Raw genomic sequence first — 19435 nt, forward strand, 5'->3', positions numbered from 1 at the left:
CCATGAGTACCCGCACCCTCATCCGCGGCGGCCTGGTCATCACCGCCGCCGACGAGACGCACGCCGACGTACTGATCGAGGACGGCCGGATCGCGGCCATCGCGGCGCACGGCTCGGCCGTCGCCCAGGGCTGGACCGCCGAGCGCACCCTGGACGCCACCGACAAGTACGTCATCCCGGGCGGCGTCGACGCCCACACCCACATGGAACTGCCCTTCGGCGGCACCTTCGCCTCCGACACCTTCGAGACCGGCACCCGCGCGGCGGCCTGGGGCGGCACCACCACCATCGTCGACTTCGCCGTCCAGTCCCGCGGCCAGTCGCTGCGGGCCGGTCTCGACGCCTGGTACGCCAAGGCCGACGGGCAGTGCGCCATCGACTACGGCTTCCACATGATCCTCTCCGACGTCGACGCGTCCTCGCTCAAGGAGATGGACCTGCTCGTCGAGGAGGGCATCACGTCCTTCAAGCTGTTCATGGCGTACCCCGGAGTCTTCTACAGCGACGACGGGCAGATCCTGCGCGCCATGCAGCGCTCCGCCGCCAACGGCGGGCTGATCATGATGCACGCCGAGAACGGCATCGCCATCGACGTCCTGGTCGAGCAGGCCCTCGCGCGCGGCGAGAGCGACCCCCGCTACCACGGCGAGGTCCGCAAGGCCCTGCTTGAGGCCGAGGCCACCCACCGGGCGATCCAGCTCGCCCGGGTCGCGGGCGCGCCGCTCTACGTCGTCCACGTCTCGGCCGAGGAGGCGCTCGCGGAACTGGCCGGGGCCCGCGACAAGGGGCTGCCGGTCTTCGGCGAGACCTGCCCGCAGTATCTGTTCCTGTCCACCGACAACCTCGCCGAGCCGGACTTCGAGGGCGCCAAGTACGTCTGCTCGACCCCCCTGCGCCCCAAGGAACATCAGGCCGCGCTGTGGCGGGGTCTGCGCACCAACGACCTCCAGGTGGTGTCCACCGACCACTGCCCGTTCTGCTTCACGGGGCAGAAGGAGCTCGGCCGGGGCGACTTCTCCAAGATCCCCAACGGGCTGCCCGGCGTCGAGAACCGCATGGACCTGCTGCACCAGGCCGTCGTCGACGGCCACCTCTCGCGCCGCCGCTGGATCGAGATCGCCTGCGCGAGCCCGGCCCGGATGTTCGGCCTCTACCCGAAGAAGGGCACCATCGCGCCGGGCGCCGACGCCGACGTCGTCATCTACGACCCGCACGCCGAGCAGGTCATCTCCGCCGAGACCCACCACATGAACGTGGACTACTCGGCGTACGAAGGCAGGCGGGTCACCGGCCGCGTCGAGACGGTGCTCTCACGGGGCGAACCCGTCATCCACGACCGCCAGTTCACCGGGCGGGCCGGGCACGGCTGCTACGTACCGCGCGCCACCTGTCAGTACCTCGGCTAGGAGCACCGCACCATGGACTTCGGACTCGTCCTGCAGACCGATCCGCCCGCCTCGGCCGTCGTCGGCCTCATGCGGCGCGCGGAACGCAACGGCTTTTGCTACGGCTGGACCTTCGACTCGGCGGTGCTCTGGCAGGAGCCCTTCGTCATCTACAGCCGCATCCTGGAACACACCACCAGGCTGACCGTCGGCCCGATGGTGACCAACCCCGGCACCCGCACCTGGGAGGTCACCGCCTCCACGTTCGCCACCCTCAACGACATGTACGGCAACCGCACCGTGTGCGGCATCGGGCGCGGCGACTCGGCGATGCGGGTGGCCGGGCGCAAGCCGAACACGCTGGCCCGGCTCGGCGAGGCCATGGACGTCATCCGCGACCTCGCCGAGGGCCGCGAGGCCGACGTCGACGGGCAGCGCCTGAAGCTGCCCTGGGTGAAGAACGGCCGACTCCCCGTCTGGATGGCCGCGTACGGACCGAAGGCCCTCGCGCTCGCGGGCCAGAAGGCCGACGGGTTCATCCTCCAGCTCGCCGACCCGTTCCTCACCGAGTGGATGGTCAAGGCGGTCCGCAAGGCCGCCGCCGACGCGGGGCGCGATCCCGAGGCCATCACGATCTGCGTGGCCGCGCCCGCCTACGTCGGCGACGACCTCGCCCATGCCCGCGAGCAGTGCCGCTGGTTCGGCGGCATGGTCGGCAACCACGTCGCCGACCTGGTGACCCGCTACGGCGAGCACTCCGGCCTCGTCCCCGAAGCCCTCACCGAGTACATCAAGCAGCGCCAGGGCTACGACTACAGCCACCACGGCCGCACGGGAAACCCCGACACCGCCTTCGTGCCCGACGAGATCGTCGACCGCTTCTGCCTGCTCGGGCCGCCCCAGGCCCACATCGAGAAGCTGAAGGCACTGCGCGACCTCGGCGTCGACCAGTTCGCGGTGTACGCCATGCACGACGCCCGCGAAGCCGTCATCGACGCCTACGGCGAGCAGGTCATCCCCGCCCTGCGCTGAGCCCCCGCCAACCCGCCCCACCGCACGGCCCGTTCGCCGTCCTCGCCGCCACCTTGAACGAATGGCCTGCCCATGACCGACACCACCCCCATACCCACCACGGCCCGCCCCCAGGACGGCCGGTTCGCCAACGAGGACCTGCGGCCCGTACCGCCCGAGGGGCGCACCTGGACGACGTACAACTTCGCCGCCCTGTGGGTCGGCATGGCCCACAACATCCCCTCCTGGACGCTTGCCTCCGGTCTGGTCGCGCTCGGCATGGACTGGAAGCAGGCCGTCGTCACCATCGCCGTCGCCAATGTGATCGTCCTGGTCCCGATGCTCCTGACCGGGCACGCGGGCCCCAAGTACGGCATTCCGTTCCCGGTCCTGGCCCGCGCCTCCTTCGGGCTGCGCGGCGCCAACCTCCCGGCGATGATCCGCGCCGCCGTCGCCTGCTGCTGGTTCGGGATCCAGACCTGGATCGGCGGGCAGGGCATCTTCGTCCTGCTCGGCAAGGTCTTCGGCGGCTGGACCGACGTCGCGTCGATCGGCGGTCGGCCCTGGACGCTCTGGCTGTGCTTCGTGCTGTTCTGGGCGCTCGAACTCGCCATCATCCACCGGGGGATGGACACCCTGCGCCGCTTCGAGAACTGGGCGGCCCCGTTCGTCCTCGTCGGCGCGCTGGTCCTGCTGGTCTGGATCGCCCACAAGGCCGGCGGCTTCGGTCCGCTCCTCGACCAGCCCGCCCGGCACGGCTGGGGCCCCGGCTTCTGGCCCGTCTTCTTCCCCTCCCTCATGGGCATGATCGGCTTCTGGGCGACGCTGTCGCTGAACATCCCCGACTTCACCCGCTTCGGCCGGGGCCAGCGCGCCCAGGTCTGGGGCCAGACGCTGGGGCTGCCCACGACGATGACCGCGTTCGCGCTCCTGTCGGTGCTGGTCACCTCGGGCTCCCAGGCGGTGTACGGGGTGCCGATCTGGAACCCGGTCGACCTGGTCGCCAAGACCGACAACGTCTTCGGGCTGCTCTTCGCGCTGATCACCGTGCTGGTCGCGACGGTCTCGGTGAACATCGCGGCGAACGTCGTCTCACCCGCGTACGACCTGGCGAACCTGGCCCCCAAACTCATCGACTTCCGCCGAGGAGCGCTCATCACGGGCGTGGTCGGCGTGCTGATCTTCCCCTGGAAGCTGACCTCGACCCCCGAGTTGTACATCTTCACCTGGCTCGGCGTGGTGGGCGGCCTGCTCGGCACGGTCGCCGGGATCCTCATCGCCGACTACTGGGTGGTGCGCCGCACCGTCCTGGACGTCGCCGACCTGTACCGTCCGGGCGGCCGCTACTGGTACACGGGCGGCTGGAACTGGCGCGCGGTGGCCGCGTTCCTGGTGGGCGGGGTGCTCGCGGTCGGCGGCTCGTACTCCACCCTCGACGACAAGGGCGCCAAGGCGGGCCCGTTCCCCACCGACGGCCTCATCCCCTTCCTCAAACCGCTCGCGGACTACGGCTGGGCGGTGGGGCTCGGCTCGGCGCTGCTGCTGTACGTCGCGCTCATGACCGGGACACCCGCCGCGCGCCGTCAGTCCCCGGGGCCCGCCACCCAGCCCGGCGCGTAGACGTCGACCGCCCGCTGCCAGGCCGCGGGACCGCCCGGCAGGGGCCAGGCGCGGGTGAGGTCCGGGGTTTCCGCCAGGGCGGTCAGGTCGGCCGCGAACCGGCGTGACTCCTGGGAGATCAGCACCGGGGCGAGCGGCCCGCCCGTCGCCCGCTGCCCGCGCACCTGCCGCTCGTACGCCTCGACCCGCCCGCGCACCGCCCGCTCGGCCCAGCCGATCGGCCTCGCGCGGGTGAGGACCAGGAGCTCGGGGCGGCCGCCTTCGGCGAGGGCGGCCGTCAGGCGGTCGTGGCCGTCGAGCACCACGGGTGAGTTGAGCCCGCTGACCCACCAGAGCAGCACCGGAGGGAGCACGCCCTCGCGGTACTGGCGCCGGTAGGCCTTCACGCGCGGGGCGTCCGGCGCGGACAGCGCGCGCAGGGGGAGCAGGTCGCGGGCGTCCTCGGCCGGGTCGCCGTAGCCGAACCAGGTGAGGTGGCCACGGTCGGGGTCGTGGGCGAGGAGCTTGGCCCAGTTGGCGTCGGCGAACCAGCCCGTCAGCGACCGCAGCACCTGCCAATCCCCCTGGTGGAGAGGGCCGTTGGGGCTCGAACGCAGCGCTGAGGTGAAGTGGTGCGCCCAGCGGGCCGACCGGTCCGGCGAGTCCCGCAGCGAGCGGGCCAGAAAGGCGCGCGGCGGGGGCAGTGGCGAGACGAAGCGGCCCGTCCGCGCGTAGTGCAGGCCCCGGTGACTGGACCGCTGGACCGGGTCCGCGCCCTGGCGCACGAGCAGCCGCCTGCCGGACGCGGCCTCCACCCGCAGCGCGGGGACGGCGGGCCCCTCCACGTACAGCGACTGCTCCGCCATGCCCCGCTCCCTCGTCCCGCCCGGGCTACGGCACGCGCGCCGTCCACTCGGCACTGCTGAACTTGCTCGCCGCCAGCTCGCGCGCCCGGCCCATCTCGTCGTCGGTGACCCTGCCCTCCGACAGACCGTACCGGGAGCGGAAGGAGGCGATCATCCGCTCGATCACGGCCTCGCGCGGCAGCCCGGTCTGCCGCCGCAGCGGATCGACCCGCTTCTTGGCGCTCTTGGTGCCCTTGTCGGAGAGCTTCTCCCGGCCGATGCGGAGCACTTCCGTCATCTTGTCCGCGTCGATGTCGTACGCCATCGTCACGTGGTGGAGCACCGCGCCGTCGTCGGCGACCATCCGCTTCTGCGCCGCACCCGCGATCTTCCCGGCCTCGGTCGCGATGTCGTTGAGCGGCTGGTACCAGGCCTTGACGCCCATGTCGCCGAGCGCCCCGAGCACCCAGTCGTCGAGGTAGGCGTAGCTGTCGGCGAAGGACAGACCCTGCACGAGGGCGTCGGGCACGGACAGCGAGTACGTGATCGTGTTGCCCGGCTCGATGAACATGGCCCCGCCGCCGCTGATCCGTCGCACGACGGTGATGCCGTGGCGCTCGGCGCCTTCCGCGTCGACCTCGTTGCGCAGCGACTGGAAGCTGCCGATGACGACCGCGGGCGCGCCCCACTCCCACACCCGCAGGGTGGGCGGGCGACGGCCGGCCGCGACCTCCGCGGTGATGACCTCGTCGAGCGCCATGTGCAGCGCGGGCGACTGCGGAGCCTCGTGGATCAGCTGCCAGTCGTAGTCGTTCCAGTCGGTGGCATGCGCCAGCGCCCGGCGCACGGCGACGGCCACGCCTTCCGAGGTCAGCCCGTACATGGTGGTGCCGGGCGGCAGCGCGGCCTCGACGCGGGCCGCGAGCCCGGCGGCGTCGGTGTCGGCGGGGGCGCCTTCGAGTGCCCCGTTGATCGCCAGGATCGCCTCGTCGGGTTCGAGGAAGAAGTCGCCCGCCACCCTCACGTCCCGCAGGACCTGGTCGCGGGTGTCCAGGTCGACGACGACGAGCTTGCCGCCGGGGACCTTGTATTCGCCGTGCACCGTTGTGCCTCCATCTGTTCCGGGCGGGATCAACGGTAATCGGACGGCGGGTATTCCGGTCGCGGGCCGGGGCGCTGCCGGGCGGGGGCGTTCACGGCGAAGCCGGGCGGTGTTCACCGGGCGGTTCCCCGGGGCTCGCTGACTGTCAGTGCCGCGTGCTTTCCTGGACACATGATCGACGAAGGTTTTCTCGCAGGTGACCTGGCAGCAGTGGAAGAGGCGCTCCGCAAGGCGGCGGCCGCCGAGATCATGCCGCGTTTCCGGCAGCTCGCCGCCCACGAGATCGTCGAGAAGAACGGCCCGCACGACCTGGTGACGGTCGCCGACCGGCTGGCGGAGGAGCACCTGACCGCCTCGCTCACCGCGATACTCCCCGGCTCCGTGGTCGTCGGCGAGGAGGCCGTGCACGCCGACCCCGAGGTGTACGCGGAGCTGCGCGGCGACGCCCCGGTGTGGATCGTCGACCCGGTGGACGGCACCCGCCAGTTCGTCCGCGGCGAAGCCGGATTCTGCACCCTGGTCGCCCTCGCCCACCAGGGCGAGCTCCTCGCGTCGTGGACCTACGCACCCGCGCTCGACGAGATGGCCGTGGCGGTGTGCGGCCGGGGTGCCACCCTCAATGGCGAGCCCCTGCACGCCGGTTCACCCGCGCCCGGTGCGGCGCTCGATGTGGCGACCTCCCACCCCGACTACACGACGCCCGACCAGAAGCGCGCCCTGCTCGGCCTGCGCACCGACGGTGTGCAGGCCCGGCCCTGCGGCTCGGCGGGCCTGGAATACCTGGCGATAGCCCGCGGCGAGCTGGACGCGGTGGCGTTCTCCTGGGAGTACGCGTGGGATCACGCGGCGGGGCTGCTCCTGGTCGCCGAGGCGGGCGGCGCGCAGACCACGGTCGCCGGGGAGCCGTTCCGGATCGCCGGGGGCAACGCGCTCCCGTTCACCGTGGCCCGCGACGCGGCGACGGCCGAGCGGGTGCGGAGCCTCCTCGCGGGGGAGTGAGACCACCGCTGGGCGCGCGGCGGCTCAGGACAGGGCTGCCCGTACGTCGCTGACCAGGGCGGCCGCGAGCCCGACCGCCTCGGCGTCGAGCCCGGCCAGGGCCGCGGCCGCCCGCTCGGCGAAGCCCGCCGGAGCGGCGGGCAGAGCGGCCGCCGAGGCGAGCGCGCCCTTCTCGTTGAGAAGCCAGCGCCGGTGGTGGGCGTGCAGCGACTGGGCGAGGATGCCGAAGGCCCGGGACAGACAGAGCGACACGTGCAGCGGGTCGCCGCCCCCGGCCGACTTGCGGGCGAGCGCGACGGAGAACTCCGCCTCCCAGGACGCACCGACCAGCGCCGCCCGCAACGGCTCCGGGTAGCACCGCGTCCGTTCCTGAAGCTCCGTCAACTCGCCCTGGGGATCGGCCAGTACCTGCCCGAGGGCGACCTCGCCCGGATACGCCGGCGACCAGAAGCCGAGCGGATGGCCGGGCTGCACGCCGACCTCGTACCGCCCGTCGAGGCAGTCGGCCCAGACGCGCTCGACGCGGTCCAGGTCACGCAGGATCCAGTCGACCGCGACCCCGTCGAGGGTCAGCCACGCGCCGCCGTTCACCCAGGGGCCCCAGCCGCCCGGGCCCGCGACCTCGACCGCCGCGCCCGTGGTCTCCTCGGCCAGCCGGGCCAGGGCGCCGACGTCCACCTCGCCCCGGTAGTAGAGGCCCAGGTCCCAGTCGGAGTCCGGCCGGTGCGCGCCCCGGGCGCGGCTGCCGCCGAGGGCGACGGCGCGCACCCCCGGCACCTCGGTGAGCCGCTCGGCGAGGGCGGCGACGCGTCGGCCGAAGGCGGTGTCCGTGGGGGAGTTCACCAGGCGGACGCTACCCCGGGCCGGGTTGTCGGTGCACCGGAATATCCTGGGGGCACTGGCCGTGGCGTGAGGAGTCCTAGGTGCCGTCGATGCTCGATGCCGTCGTCGTGGGGGCGGGCCCCAACGGGCTGACCGCTGCGGTCGAACTGGCCAGGAGGGGACTGCGCGTCGAGGTCTTCGAGGCCAAGGACACCGTGGGCGGCGGCGCCAGGACCGAGGAGCTCACCCTCCCCGGCTTCCGACACGACCCGTGCTCCGCCGTCCACCCCCTGGGCATCGGCTCGCCCGCATTCCGGACCATGCCGCTGGACCGGTACGGCCTGGAGTGGCTGCACCCCGCGCTGCCGATGGCGCATCCCTTCGACGACGGCACGGCCGCCGTGCTGTCCCGCTCGGTCGCCGAGACCGCGGCGTCCTTCGGGCCGCGCGACGCCGGCGCGTACCGCCGCCTCGTCGCCCCCTACCTCGGCAAGTGGGACGTGTTGGCACGGGACTTCATGTCGCTGCCGCTGACCGCGCTGCCGCGCGATCCGGTCGGCCTCGCCCGGTTCGGGACCGTGGGCCTGCCGCCGTACAGCTGGTTGATGCGCCGGTTCCGGGACGACCGGGCGCGCGCCCTGATGGCCGGGCTCGTCGCCCATGTCATCGCCCCGCTGAGCGGCGTGGCCACGGCCGGTGTCGGCATGCTCTTCGCGCTCGCCGCGCACGAGAACGGCTGGCCGCTGCCGAGGGGTGGCTCCCAGTCGATCTCCGACGCGCTCACCGGATATCTGCGGGAGCTGGGCGGGGTGGTCCACACCGGGTTCGAGGTGAAGCGCCTGGACGACCTGCCACCGGCCCGCACCTACCTCTTCGACACCTCGCCGACCGCGCTCGCCCGGATCGCGGGCCTGGGCCGGGCCTACGACACCTACAAGTACGGCGCCGCCGTGTTCAAGATCGATTACGCCCTGGACGGGCCCGTCCCCTGGACGGCCAAGGAGCCGCGCCTGGCCGGGACCGTCCAGATCGGGCCCTCCAGCCGCGACATCGGCACCGCCCTGAGCCAGGCCTCCGGCGGCACCGCGCCAAAGACGCCCTTCCTGATCACCGCCCAGCCCAGCCTTGTCGACCCGTCCCGCGCGCCCGAGGGCAAGCACGTGTTCTGGGCGTACGGACACGTTCCCAACGGGTGGGAGGGTGATTTCACGGACGCCATCGAGCGGCAGATCGAGCGGTTCGCACCCGGCTTCCGTGACCGGATCCTCGCCCGCGCCACCGCCGGCCCGCCCCAACTCGCCGAGCGCAACGCCAACTACGTGGGCGGCGACATCGCGTGCGGCGCGGCCCGCGGCCTTCAGCTGCTGCTCCGCCCGAAGATCTCCCTGTTCCCCTACGCCACCCGCCATCCGTCGGTGTTCCTGTGCTCGTCGGCGGCCTGGCCGGGCCCGGGCGTGCACGGTATGTCCGGCCACAACGCGGCGAAGGCGGTGTGGCGCAGCCTGCGGAAGGCGGACCGGCGATGAGGCCGGCGCAGCCTCCGACGGAGGCTGCGGCGTGGCGTGGCGTGCCGTTGCCCGGCGCGCCCGGAGCGGTGCCTCACGCTCCGGGCCGGGCGACGGATCAGGCGGCGGGCCGGGTGTCGGAGCCCAGGTCCGTGGGGGCCTCGGCGAGCAGCAGCGCGAGGATGCCGGGGAAGCGGGCCTCGAATTCGGCACGGCGCAGCTGGACCTTGCGGCTGTTGCCGCGGTCGACCTGATGGATCAGTCCGGCTTCGCGCAGGATGCGGAAGTGGTGGGTGAGCGTGGACTTGCCCACCGGCAGGCCGAAGGACATGCAGGTGCGCTCGACCCCGTCCTCCTCCCGGATGAGATCGGTGACGACGCGCCGGCGCAGCGGGTCGGTCAGGGCGGTCAGGACCCGGCCCAGCTCGACGTCCTTGAGCTCCGGGTGGAACAACTCTGTGGTCATGTCGGCCCTTTCTGGCTCTCCCTGCCCCTTAGGGTACGCTGTCGGCCGTACCTGTAGGCCCGCCGCCGTCACCTTCCGCGCGCGGTGGCGGCTTCGGCGTGCTGCCCGGCCGCCGGGGGCTCTGTGCCCTGCCCTGCCGCGGTCCGCGGCCGGTGCGGCCCGAGAAGTCGGGCGAGTACGTCCTGGAGTTCGCGGGCGCGCACCGCGTGCGAGGGCGACGACCAGGCGACATAGCCGTCGGGGCGGACGAGCCGGACGCAGGGCCGCGGGCCTTCGGGCCGGGCGGCGACGGCGGTCTCCAGCCGGTCGGACCAGGCCTCGGCGGCCTGGGAGGCGGCACCCGCCCCCTCCCCTTCGTCGAGCAGGACCGCACGGCCGCCTGCCAGCAGATCGCTGAGGCGCAGCCCGGCGTGGGCGCCGCCCAGCGCACGGTCCTGGGCGAACCCGTGTCCGTACGCCGCTTCCTGGCCGCTGATCATGTCGCCGATGCGGCGGTTCGCCTCGGGGAGGGTGAGAAGCTCGCGGTAGTGGGCGCGCAGCGGGTCGAACCGGCTGGACGGATCCATCAGGGTCGCCTGGATCCGGGTGTTGTCGATGACCCGGCGTGCCGTCGGCCGCCGCTCCTGCGTATAGCTGTCGAGGAGTTCCTCGGGCGCGCCGTCGCGCAGGACGGCGGAGAGTTTCCAGCCCAGGTTGAACGCGTCCTGCAGACCGAGGTTCAGCCCCTGGCCGCCGACGGGGAAGTGCACGTGGGCGGCGTCACCGGCCAGCAGGACGCGCCCCTCGCGGTAGGTGTCGGCGAGGCGGGCGAAGTCGCTGAAGCGCCCGGCGGGGCCGAGGCCGGTCATGGGGACCGCACGTCCCGCTATGCGTTCCGTGGTCTCGCTGAGCTCCGCCAGGGTGACCGGCGCGCGCCGGTCGTCGTGGCGCGCGTCGAAGTCGAAGGTGAGGACCCGGCTGATGCCGAACGGGTTGACGTTCATCATGATCCAGCCGCGGGGCGTCCGGTGCCACCCCGGAAACGCGCGGGCGGGGTCGGTCAGCCGCACCATGGCGACAAGTGCCGCACAGGTGGCGGGGTGTTCGGACGAGCCGATACCGGCCTGGGCACGGACGGTGCCGCGGGCGCCGTCGCAGCCGACGACCCAGCCGGAGGTGATGGCGGAGCCGTCGCTCAGTTCCACTTCGACGCTCCCCGCGCCCTGCCGGACCGCGCGCACGGTCGCGCCGCGCACGACGGTGCCGCCCAACTCCCGTGTGCGCGCCTCGAAGTAGCGCTCGATCCGGGCCTGCGGCATGCCCACCACCGGCGCGCCCTCGGCGGCCGGTGCGCTGATGGTGAGTCCGGGCATCCCCGCGAAGTGGAAGGGCGTGCTCGTCCACTCCCCGGCCGACGCGTCGGCGGGACCGCCGGGCAGCACGCCGCGCCGGACCAGGGACTGCGCGGTGCGGGCGTGCAGGGTGCCGGCCCGGGGCTCGTCCACGGTCCGCTCCGCCCGCTCCAGAACCACCACCCGCACCTGGCGCAGGGCGAGTTCCGCCGCGAGCAGCATGCCGACGGGACCGCCTCCGACGACAACTACGTCCGCTGCGGGGGGAAGAGGCGACAAAGGCATGGAGAGACCTCCGGTGGGTACGATGTTCGGCGTACCTCTCATGGTACGTTACGGACCGTACCTTGGTTCGGTGTTCGCCGTACCAGTCCGTCCTGCCTATGGAGCACGCCATGCCCGACGCTGCCCCGAACCTCGCCCCAACGCCCTTGACTGAACAGCCGATTGCCGCCGAAGCGGCCCCTGTCAGCAGCAGGATCCTGCTGGCCGCCGTCCTGCTGGGTTGCCTCATCGTGCCCACCGGCGTGTCCGGCACCGGCGTCGCCCTGCCGGCCATCGCCGCCGACACCGGAGCGGGCGCCGCCACCCTCCAGTGGGTGGTCAACGCCTTCAACCTGGCCTTCGCCTGCTCGACCCTGCTCGCCGGTTCCCTTGCCGACATCTTCGGCCGCAAGCGCCTCTTCATGACCGGCGCGAGCACGTTCCTGGTGGCCGCCGTCCTCAGCGCGAGCACCACGGACATCGTGGTGCTGGACATCGCCCGCGCTCTCGCGGGCATCGGCGCGGCCGCCATCTTCTCCTGCGGCGGCGCCCTCCTCGCCACCAACTTCGAGGGCAAGAGCCAGGTGCGTGCCTTCGCCTTCATGGGCACCGCGGCCGGTCTGGGCCTGGGGCTCGGCCCCACCATCTCCGGTCTGCTCGTCGACCGGCTCGGCTGGCAGACCATCTTCGTGTTCAATGCGGTCGGCATTGCCGTCGTGCTGGTCCTGGTGGCCATCGCCAAGTCCGCCCCCGAGACCCTGCGGCACGGTGCGAGCATCGACACCCCCGGTTCCGCCACCTTCGTCGGCGGACTGCTGCTGCTGATCTTCGCCATCGTCCAGGGCGGTGCCTGGGGCTGGACCGCGCCCGGAACGCTCGCCCTGCTGGCCGCCGGTGTCGTCCTGCTCGCCGTCTTCGTGGCCGTCGAACGGCGCCGTGAGCACCCCATGTTCGACTTCTCGGTCCTGCGCGACCGGCGCATGGTCGGACTCATCATGGTGCCGGTCACCGCGTCGTTCGGCTTCGTCACCCTCCTCACCTACCTGCCCACCTACATGTCCACGGCGTGGGGCGACAGCGTGGGCACCGCCGGGCTGAAGATGCTCGTCATGACGATCCCCATCGTCATCGCCCCGGTCCTGGCCGGCTGGATCGCCCAGCGGGGAGTGGCTCCCCGGCACATCCTCGCCTGCTCGCTGCTGTTCTTCGTGGTCGGACCGGCCTGGCTGCTCGTCATCGGACCCGAGGCCTCGTTCCTCTCGGTCGTCGTCCCGATGATCCTGATCGGCGCGGGGTTCGGCCTCGGCGTCGGTCTCGTGGACGGCGAAGCCCTGCGCCTGGTCAGCCCCGAGAAGTCGGGCATGGCCGCCGGGCTGGTCAACACCGCCCGGCTGGGCAGCGAGGCCATCGCCGTCGCCATCTACGGCGCCCTGTTGACCACGTTCACCGCCTCGAAGATCGCCGACAGCGTGCACCGGGCCGCCGGCCCGGACGCGGACCCGCACGAGATCGCGGACCAGGTCTCCACCGGCAAGATCACCGAAGCGGCCGCGCAGGCGCCCGCCGCCGACCGCGCCGACTTCGCCCACACCCTCGTCACCGGCTACGACGCGGCACTGCACACCATGCTCTGGGTGCTCGTCGCGGTCGGCGCCGTCCTGACCGTCCTGGTCGTCAGCCTTCTGCGTCCCAGCCCCCGGACCCGCTGACCGCCTCTCTCCGGCCGCGGCAAAGCGGCCCCCTGCTCCCGCCCCTGGCCGCCATCCCCCGTTTCCGGCCAGGGGCGGGCCTGTTCCACCGCACCCCGCGTACGTCGAGCGCGTATCTCATGGGCGCGCGAAGCGAGTTGGCGCCGGTTCCCACTCATTCGCTCACCTCTGCTGACCGAAAGCGCCATGGCGGCAAGCGAGTTGCTTCCTTGCGCGATTCCAGGTGAGTGGAGTCACGAGCGACAAGCAGCCCGGGACCGGTGCCACTGCGAAACTCCCGGCCCATGCGTGCGACTTGATTGGCGCCTGCATCCACCAGAGCTTCGAGGTGTACGTGCCGGATGCTTCCACCGGCAGTTGTACGCAACATCTTCAGTGGCTCACCGGGTTTTACAGTCCCTCTGAGCTTCCTGTGACTTGGTTCATAGTGCGACCGTCGAGCATTCAAGTACGATCTTGATAGAACCAAGGGGGTGGCCGATATCGGTGCCCCTGGACGCGGGATCTCCCGGAGCTTCCCGCGTCGAAATGCCGAAGAGGCTTGAAGGGTTCAACGGGGAGAGGGGGATGTATGGCGCTGCCGCTGTTCGGATGTCGGGTAGAAGTCCCGTGTCCGGCTCTCGGTTCCTTGCCTGTCGACACGTCCTGGCCTGGATCGACAGGCCGCGGGCCGAACCTGCCGCAGGGCGCGGTCGACTCGTCGGACTGTCCCGCCTCCCGATGTCTCGGTCGCGTGCGGCACTAGGCACCGCTGTTGAGTCCGCAGAAACCTCTGCGTTACATGGAATGGGGGAGCGACGGTTTTCCGTCGCCTGAGGTATGTCAGTCATGGATCCATTGATCAGTGCTGCCGCAGTGTGCATGCAACAGAGACTCAAAGATTTCAGACGGGGTATTTGTCTGCCCTGTGCGCGTAAAGAATTCCGTACGGCTTCCGGCTGTTTCCGAAGACGTCGGTAAGCTTTAGAAATTTCCATTCCCTCATGGTTTCCCAGGAGTCGGTGCGGCGTTGCACCCTTTTTCCCGGGCATGAGTTTTGCTGCGCAGTGCGCGTCGCGAGCGGATTTGGCACGCCAGTGCGCAGCACCGCTTCGCGGGCAACTCCGCTCTGTCCGTGGGCTGTTGCGGGAAGCGGCCCGATGACGCGGCCCGGCCGTCGGCCGTATCGCCCTGCCCCGCCCTGGTCCGGTCTCTGATGAGACCGCTTTCCGCCACCCTTTCCCTGCCTCCGGCGCCCAAGCCGGTCCTTTCCCCGCCCGCGTTCTGTCCAGGCGCCGGTGCGCGCGGCCCTGCCCGCCGCCGGAGCCTCTTCCGGCCTGCCGTCCCGGCTCGCCGCCGCCCCTGGCGCGGCCCGGCCGGTGCCCGACGCCGCCGTCCCCACGAGGTCTTTCGCCCCACGAGGAGGAGTCATGAGTTCTGCCACGGTCGCGACCCCTGTCGCCGACAAGCCCACCGTCCACGCCGTCCCCCGTCTCGAAACCCCGCCGCCCTACCGCGAGTTGACGCGAAGCGATGGCCTGCCGTGGATCGAACTGCCCAGCGGGCACGAGGCGATCAATCTGACCGGCTACGCGGACGTCCGCGCCGTCCTCGCCGACTCCACCTCCAGCCGGGCGGAGTGCAACGTCGAAGGAGGCCCCAGCTTCATGCCCACCACGTGGGCCCCCGAGGTGCTGATCAACCTCGACCAGCCCGTCCACGCCCGGATGCGTACCTTCATCTCCCAGGACTTCAGCGTGCAGGGGGTCGCCCGGCTGGGACCGATCGTGGAGCGGGTCACCGCCGAGTGCCTGGCCGCCCTGCGGGACGGCACGGCCGAACCCGACCTCGTCCGTTCGGTGTTCGAGGTGGTCGCCCCCGCCGTCACGGGCGAACTGCTGGGCGTACCGGCCGAGAAGTGGGCCTGGATGCACACGGCGGGCCGGATCATCCAGATGGCGGACCCCACCGACATCGAGGGCCTCGCCACCAACTGGACCGAACTGTACGGCTACGTGCAGCGGCTGGTCCGCGGTGAGGAGCCGGCCGAACCCGGCGGGCTCATCGACCACTACCGGCGCCGCGCGACGGAGGTGGAGCCCCGGCTCACCCCGACGGACCTCGACGGCATCGTCATGGGGGTCGTCCTCGGCGGGGACAACAACGTGGCCACCATGCTGGCGAAGACCGCGTGCGTGGCGCTGAGCCTCCCGCACATCTGGACCCGGCTCGTCCAGGACCGCGCGGCCGTACCCGCGCTCATCGAGGAGGTCCTGCGGCTGATGCCGCTCGGCACCCCGGGCACGTTCCCCCGCCTGCTCACGCAGGACCTGACCACCAGCTACGGGACCATCCCGGCCGGCACCGTGGTCTACCCGAACGTCAACCAGGCGAACCGGGACCCGGAGGTCTTCCCCGACCCGCTGTCGATCGACCTCGACCGCGACGCGAAGCGCCACCTCCAGTTCGGCTACGGCATGCACCACTGCATGGGGGCGGCCATGACCCGGCTGGAGATGACCCTCGTACTGACCAAGGTGATCGAGGAGATGCCCGGCCTGCGGCTGGCCTGCGCGGTCGACGAAGTGCCCTGGGACCTGGGCATCGGACTGCGCCGCCCCTCCTCGCTCCCGGTCACCTGGTGATCAGCAGGTCCGCTCGCTGAACACCGCCGGTGGCGGGCCGCCGGAGTGAGTCCGGCGGCCCCACCCGGCGCCACCCGCTCGACCGAACCACCCCCGGCGCGGGATCAGGGAAGACACATCCCGGACGTTCGGTGATCCCGCCCTCCTCGGCTCCCGGGGTTCTCCCGGCATGCCCGAAAAACCGTGAAATCCAACCAAGTCTGCCCGGACGCATGGAGGTTTACGTGATGAGTGTCATGACCCGTGAGCGCCGCCTGGATTCCTCGCAGCTCTCCTTCGCCGCGACGGTGCCGCGCGTGAAGGTGCACCGGGAAGCCGTGTGCGAGGTGTTTCTGACGGACTCGGCCCAGGTGGGTCCCGATTCCTTCGTCGTGGGAGCCCAACTGCCGCGGGTGCACAGCTTCTACAGCGACTTCCTCCTGGCGCCGCGGAACTACGACCCGCTGCTCCTGGCGGAGGTGTGCCGGCAGTCCTCGATCCTTCTCGCCCACGAGTACTTCGGTGTCCCCCTGGACCAGAAGTTCGTCCTGAACCACAGCGACCTGCGGGTGATCGACCGGGCCGGGCTCCGCGTCGGCGACACGCCCGGCACATCGGTGGTCGAAGTCACCGTCACCGACCGGAAACTGCGCGGCACCGAGACCGTGGGTTACACGGCGACCATGCACGTCGACCTGGACGGGCGCTCCGTGGTGGCGCTCGACATCACGATCCAGTGGATGCCGGGCAGCGCCTGGAACAAGCTCAGGGAGCGCGGCCGCGCCCAGCTGACCGTGAGCCCTGGGCAGACCGTGCGCGCCCCGCGCGCCGCGGACCCGTCGGTCGTGGGCCGGCTGGATCCCGCGAACGTGGTCATCGGCACTCCGTGCGCCGACGCCTCCGGCTTCACCGCCGACGTCGTGGTCGACCAGTCGCACGCCGCCCTCTTCGACCACCCGCTCGACCACATCCCGGGGGTGCTGCTGCAGGAGGCATGCCGGCAGTTGGCCGTCGCGGCCGCGCACGACCACTTCGGCTTCGCTCCGCAGCGGCTGGCGGTGGAGACCTGCCATGTGGCCTTCAGCCGCTTCGGCGAGTTCGAACTGCCCACCACCTGCCGGGCGGAGGTGCCCGTCCTGAGCGCGGGGGACGACGCCCTCCGCACCCGCCTGACCGTGTCCCAGGACGGCGTGCCCATCGCCGCCGCGGACATCGGCCTCGCCCTGGTGCGCGGCGCTTGGTAGCCCGCCGCTCCTCTTCCCCTCCACCACACAAGCCGGCCCCCGCACGACACAAGGCAGTCCCACAAGGAGGACGTCATGACGCTCAAGACCGTCTGGTTCGACTTCGGTGGTGTGCTCTCGCCCCCGATCCCGGAGCTGTTCGACGCGTACCACAGGAAGACGGGAGTCACGGGAGAGCAGCTGTGGGCGGCCATGGAGGACGTCGGCGCCGAACTCGGCATGCCGGGCCTCGCCGCGCTGGAGGTCGCCGCGGTCACCGAGATCGACTGGGGCAGGCGCGTCGCACGGAGCCTGGCCCGGCGCCATCCGGGAATCGACCTCTCCAGGTGCGAGTTCGAGACATTCGGCAGGCAGTGGTTCGGCGGACTCGAACCGAACTTCCTGATGATCTCGACCCTGCGGCAGCTCTGCGATGCGGGATTCACGGTGGGCCTTCTCACCAACAACGTTGTCGAGTGGGAGCCCCATTGGAAGGAGCTGATCGGCGTCGCGGACGACGTGGCGACCGTCATCGACTCCTGCAAGGTCGGCGTGCGCAAGCCCGACCCCAAGATATTCCACGTCGCCGCCGAAGCCGTCGGCTCCCGAGCCTCCGACTGCCTTCTGATCGACGACGTCCTGGAGAACTGCGAGGCGGCCCGCCGGGAGGGCTGGCAGGCGGTCCACTTCCAGTCCGACATCCAGGCCGCCCGGGACATCGCGTTCCACACCGGGGTGCCCAGCATCGTCTGAAAGGCTGCCGGGGGCGGGCATCATGCGGGTGGGCCAGGAGCACACCCGTCGGTTCCCTGCCCACCACCCGGCCGGTCCGCCCGGACGGCCGCATCACCCGGGCCGCCGGGCATCCGGATCCCGCCGGGCCATCGGCCGGGCCACCGCGTCGGCCGGTGGGGTGCGCTGGGGGCGTCGGGTGCGGGGCCGCAGCGCGGCGATGTCGGGCTCCGGGGTGCTGCCGGGTTCCGCGGCGGCCCCCGCGTCCGAGGCCACGTCAGGTCGATGTCGGATTCTTGCCAGCCCGGAGGGCGGTCCGTGCCCGATGCTTGACCCATGCCCCCCGTCGCACCCGCACCGATGCACAACGACACCGAGCGCTGCGTACGCGCCGTCCAGTCCAAGGACGCGCGCTTCGACGGCTGGTTCTTCACGGCCGTCCTGACCACCCGCATCTATTGCCGCCCCAGCTGCCCCGTGGTGCCGCCGAAGGTCGAGAACATGACCTTCTACCCGAGCGCGGCCGCCTGCCAGCAGGCCGGATTCCGGGCCTGCAAGCGCTGCCGCCCCGACACCACGCCCGGCTCCCCGGAGTGGAACGCCCGCGCCGACACCGTCGCCCGCGCCATGCGCCTCATCCGGGACGGAGTCGTCGACCGCGAAGGCGTCCCCGGGCTCGCCGCCCGGCTCGGCTACAGCGCCCGCCAGATCGAACGCCAGCTGCTCGCCGAGCTCGGCGCGGGGCCCCTCGCCCTGGCCAGGGCGCAGCGGGCGCAGACCGCGCGGCTCCTGATCGAGACCACCCCGCTGTCGATGGCCGAGGTGGCCTTCGCCGCCGGGTTCTCCTCGATCCGCACCTTCAACGACACCGTCCGCGAGGTGTTCGCGCTCGCCCCGACCGAGCTGCGGGCCCGGGCCGCGCGTGGCATCGCCCGTCAGACGCCGGGCGCGATCACCCTCCGGCTGCCCTTCCGGGCCCCGCTCACCCCGGACAACCTCTTCGGCCACCTCGCCGCGACGGGCGTGCCCGGCGTCGAGGAGTGGCGCGACGGCGCGTTCCGCCGCACCCTGTCCCTGCCGTACGGGCACGGCATCGCCGAACTCACCCCGCAGCCCGAGCACGTCGGCTGCGTGCTGCGCCTCACCGATCTGCGCGACCTCACCATCGCGATCAGCCGGTGCCGCTGGATGCTCGACCTGGACGCCGACCCGGTCGCCGTGGACGACCGGCTGCGCACCGACCCGCTGCTCGCGCCGCTGGTCGACAAGGCGCCGGGGCGCCGGGTGCCGCGTACCGTCGACGCCGCGGAGTTCGCGGTCCGCGCCGTCCTCGGGCAGCAGGTCTCGACGGCCGCCGCCCGCACCCACGCGGCCCGGCTCGTCGTCGCCCACGGCCAGGCCGTCGAGGACCCGGCGGGCGGCCTGACCCACCTCTTCCCGACCCCCGCCCAGCTCGCGGAGATCGACCCGGAACGCCTGGCGCTGCCGCGCAGCCGCCGCACCACGCTCACCACCCTGGTCGCGGCCCTGGCGGACGGCAGCCTCAGCCTGGGCCTCGACAGCGACTGGGACCTGGCCCGGGCCCAGCTCATGGAGCTGCCGGGCTTCGGCCCCTGGACCGTCGAGGCGATCGCGATGCGGGCGCTCGGCGACCCGGACGCCTTCCTGCCCACCGACCTCGGCATGCGCCGGGCCGCCGAGAACCTCGGCCTGCCCGCCACCCCCGCCGCCCTCACGGCGCGCGCCGCGGCCTGGCGCCCCTGGCGGGCCTACGCCGTCCAGTACCTCTGGGCGACCGACAGCCACGCCATCAACCACCTGCCCGCATAAGGGAGTTCA

General features: G+C 72.0%; 16 protein-coding genes. 10 read left to right on the forward strand and 6 right to left on the reverse strand.

Annotated elements, in window-relative coordinates; genetic code table 11:
- Positions 1-2 precede the first annotated feature (2 nt).
- From hydA to DT019_RS09225, 3 genes are all read left to right on the forward strand, one after another.
- Entirely contained in the window at positions 3-1406 is a 1404-nt protein-coding gene (hydA, locus tag DT019_RS09215; RefSeq protein WP_114036216.1) for a dihydropyrimidinase, read from the forward strand.
- A 12-nt stretch (positions 1407-1418) separates the two neighbouring features.
- A complete protein-coding gene (locus tag DT019_RS09220; protein ID WP_114036217.1) occupies positions 1419-2417 on the forward strand; it encodes a TIGR03842 family LLM class F420-dependent oxidoreductase in 999 nt (332 codons plus the stop codon).
- Between the two features lie 72 nt (positions 2418-2489).
- Entirely contained in the window at positions 2490-4016 is a 1527-nt protein-coding gene (locus tag DT019_RS09225; protein WP_114036218.1) for an NCS1 family nucleobase:cation symporter-1, read from the forward strand.
- Here the strand turns inward: DT019_RS09225 and DT019_RS09230 are convergent.
- Both DT019_RS09230 and DT019_RS09235 read right to left on the reverse strand, forming a co-directional pair.
- Complete coding sequence (locus DT019_RS09230) at positions 3980-4861, reverse strand: hypothetical protein (protein ID WP_114036219.1); 882 nt, start codon at positions 4859-4861, stop codon at positions 3980-3982. The two genes, DT019_RS09225 and DT019_RS09230, sit on opposite strands and share 37 nt — an antisense overlap.
- Before the next feature lie 25 nt (positions 4862-4886).
- A complete protein-coding gene (locus DT019_RS09235; protein ID WP_114036220.1) occupies positions 4887-5942 on the reverse strand; it encodes a biotin/lipoate A/B protein ligase family protein in 1056 nt (351 codons plus the stop codon).
- Between the two features lie 171 nt (positions 5943-6113).
- Between DT019_RS09235 and DT019_RS09240 the strand changes: the two genes are divergently transcribed.
- Positions 6114-6941 carry an inositol monophosphatase family protein gene (locus tag DT019_RS09240; RefSeq protein ID WP_114036221.1) on the forward strand — a complete coding sequence of 276 codons (828 nt, stop codon included), beginning with the start codon at positions 6114-6116 and terminating at the stop codon, positions 6939-6941.
- Positions 6942-6965: 24 nt separating this feature from the next.
- Here DT019_RS09240 and DT019_RS09245 read toward each other — a convergent pair whose 3' ends face one another.
- Entirely contained in the window at positions 6966-7784 is an 819-nt protein-coding gene (locus DT019_RS09245; protein ID WP_114036222.1) for a nucleotidyltransferase domain-containing protein, read from the reverse strand.
- An 80-nt stretch (positions 7785-7864) separates the two neighbouring features.
- Here DT019_RS09245 and DT019_RS09250 point away from each other — a divergent pair, with 80 nt between their 5' ends.
- Positions 7865-9289, forward strand: coding sequence for a phytoene desaturase family protein (locus tag DT019_RS09250; protein ID WP_189389359.1), 1425 nt, complete (start codon positions 7865-7867; stop codon positions 9287-9289).
- A 97-nt stretch (positions 9290-9386) separates the two neighbouring features.
- Here DT019_RS09250 and DT019_RS09255 read toward each other — a convergent pair whose 3' ends face one another.
- The gene (locus tag DT019_RS09255) at positions 9387-9734 is read right to left on the reverse strand and encodes an ArsR/SmtB family transcription factor (RefSeq protein WP_114036223.1); all 348 of its coding nucleotides are present in this window, start codon (positions 9732-9734) and stop codon (positions 9387-9389) included.
- Positions 9735-9802: 68 nt separating this feature from the next.
- Positions 9803-11392 carry an FAD-dependent monooxygenase gene (locus DT019_RS09260; RefSeq protein ID WP_114036224.1) on the reverse strand — a complete coding sequence of 530 codons (1590 nt, stop codon included), beginning with the start codon at positions 11390-11392 and terminating at the stop codon, positions 9803-9805.
- Between the two features lie 68 nt (positions 11393-11460).
- Here DT019_RS09260 and DT019_RS09265 point away from each other — a divergent pair, with 68 nt between their 5' ends.
- From DT019_RS09265 to DT019_RS09280, 4 genes are all read left to right on the forward strand, one after another.
- Complete coding sequence (locus tag DT019_RS09265) at positions 11461-13038, forward strand: MFS transporter (protein WP_189389365.1); 1578 nt, start codon at positions 11461-11463, stop codon at positions 13036-13038.
- A gap of 1409 nt (positions 13039-14447) precedes the next feature.
- A complete protein-coding gene (locus DT019_RS09270) occupies positions 14448-15662 on the forward strand; it encodes a cytochrome P450 (protein ID WP_114036226.1) in 1215 nt (404 codons plus the stop codon).
- Positions 15663-15889: 227 nt separating this feature from the next.
- Positions 15890-16885, forward strand: coding sequence for a ScbA/BarX family gamma-butyrolactone biosynthesis protein (locus DT019_RS09275; protein ID WP_189389367.1), 996 nt, complete (start codon positions 15890-15892; stop codon positions 16883-16885).
- A gap of 75 nt (positions 16886-16960) precedes the next feature.
- The gene (locus DT019_RS09280) at positions 16961-17617 is read left to right on the forward strand and encodes an HAD family hydrolase (protein ID WP_114036228.1); all 657 of its coding nucleotides are present in this window, start codon (positions 16961-16963) and stop codon (positions 17615-17617) included.
- A gap of 93 nt (positions 17618-17710) precedes the next feature.
- On the opposite strand, the gene DT019_RS39475 is transcribed toward DT019_RS09280, so the two are convergent.
- The gene (locus tag DT019_RS39475) at positions 17711-17872 is read right to left on the reverse strand and encodes a hypothetical protein (RefSeq protein ID WP_189389369.1); all 162 of its coding nucleotides are present in this window, start codon (positions 17870-17872) and stop codon (positions 17711-17713) included.
- 84 nt (positions 17873-17956) lie between these two features.
- On the opposite strand from DT019_RS39475, the gene DT019_RS09285 reads away from it, so the two are divergent.
- A complete protein-coding gene (locus DT019_RS09285) occupies positions 17957-19426 on the forward strand; it encodes a DNA-3-methyladenine glycosylase 2 family protein (protein ID WP_114036528.1) in 1470 nt (489 codons plus the stop codon).
- Positions 19427-19435: the final 9 nt, after the last annotated feature.

This window comes from Streptomyces sp. SDr-06 (assembly GCF_003324565.1).
Taxonomy (GTDB): Bacteria; Actinomycetota; Actinomycetes; order Streptomycetales; family Streptomycetaceae; genus Streptomyces.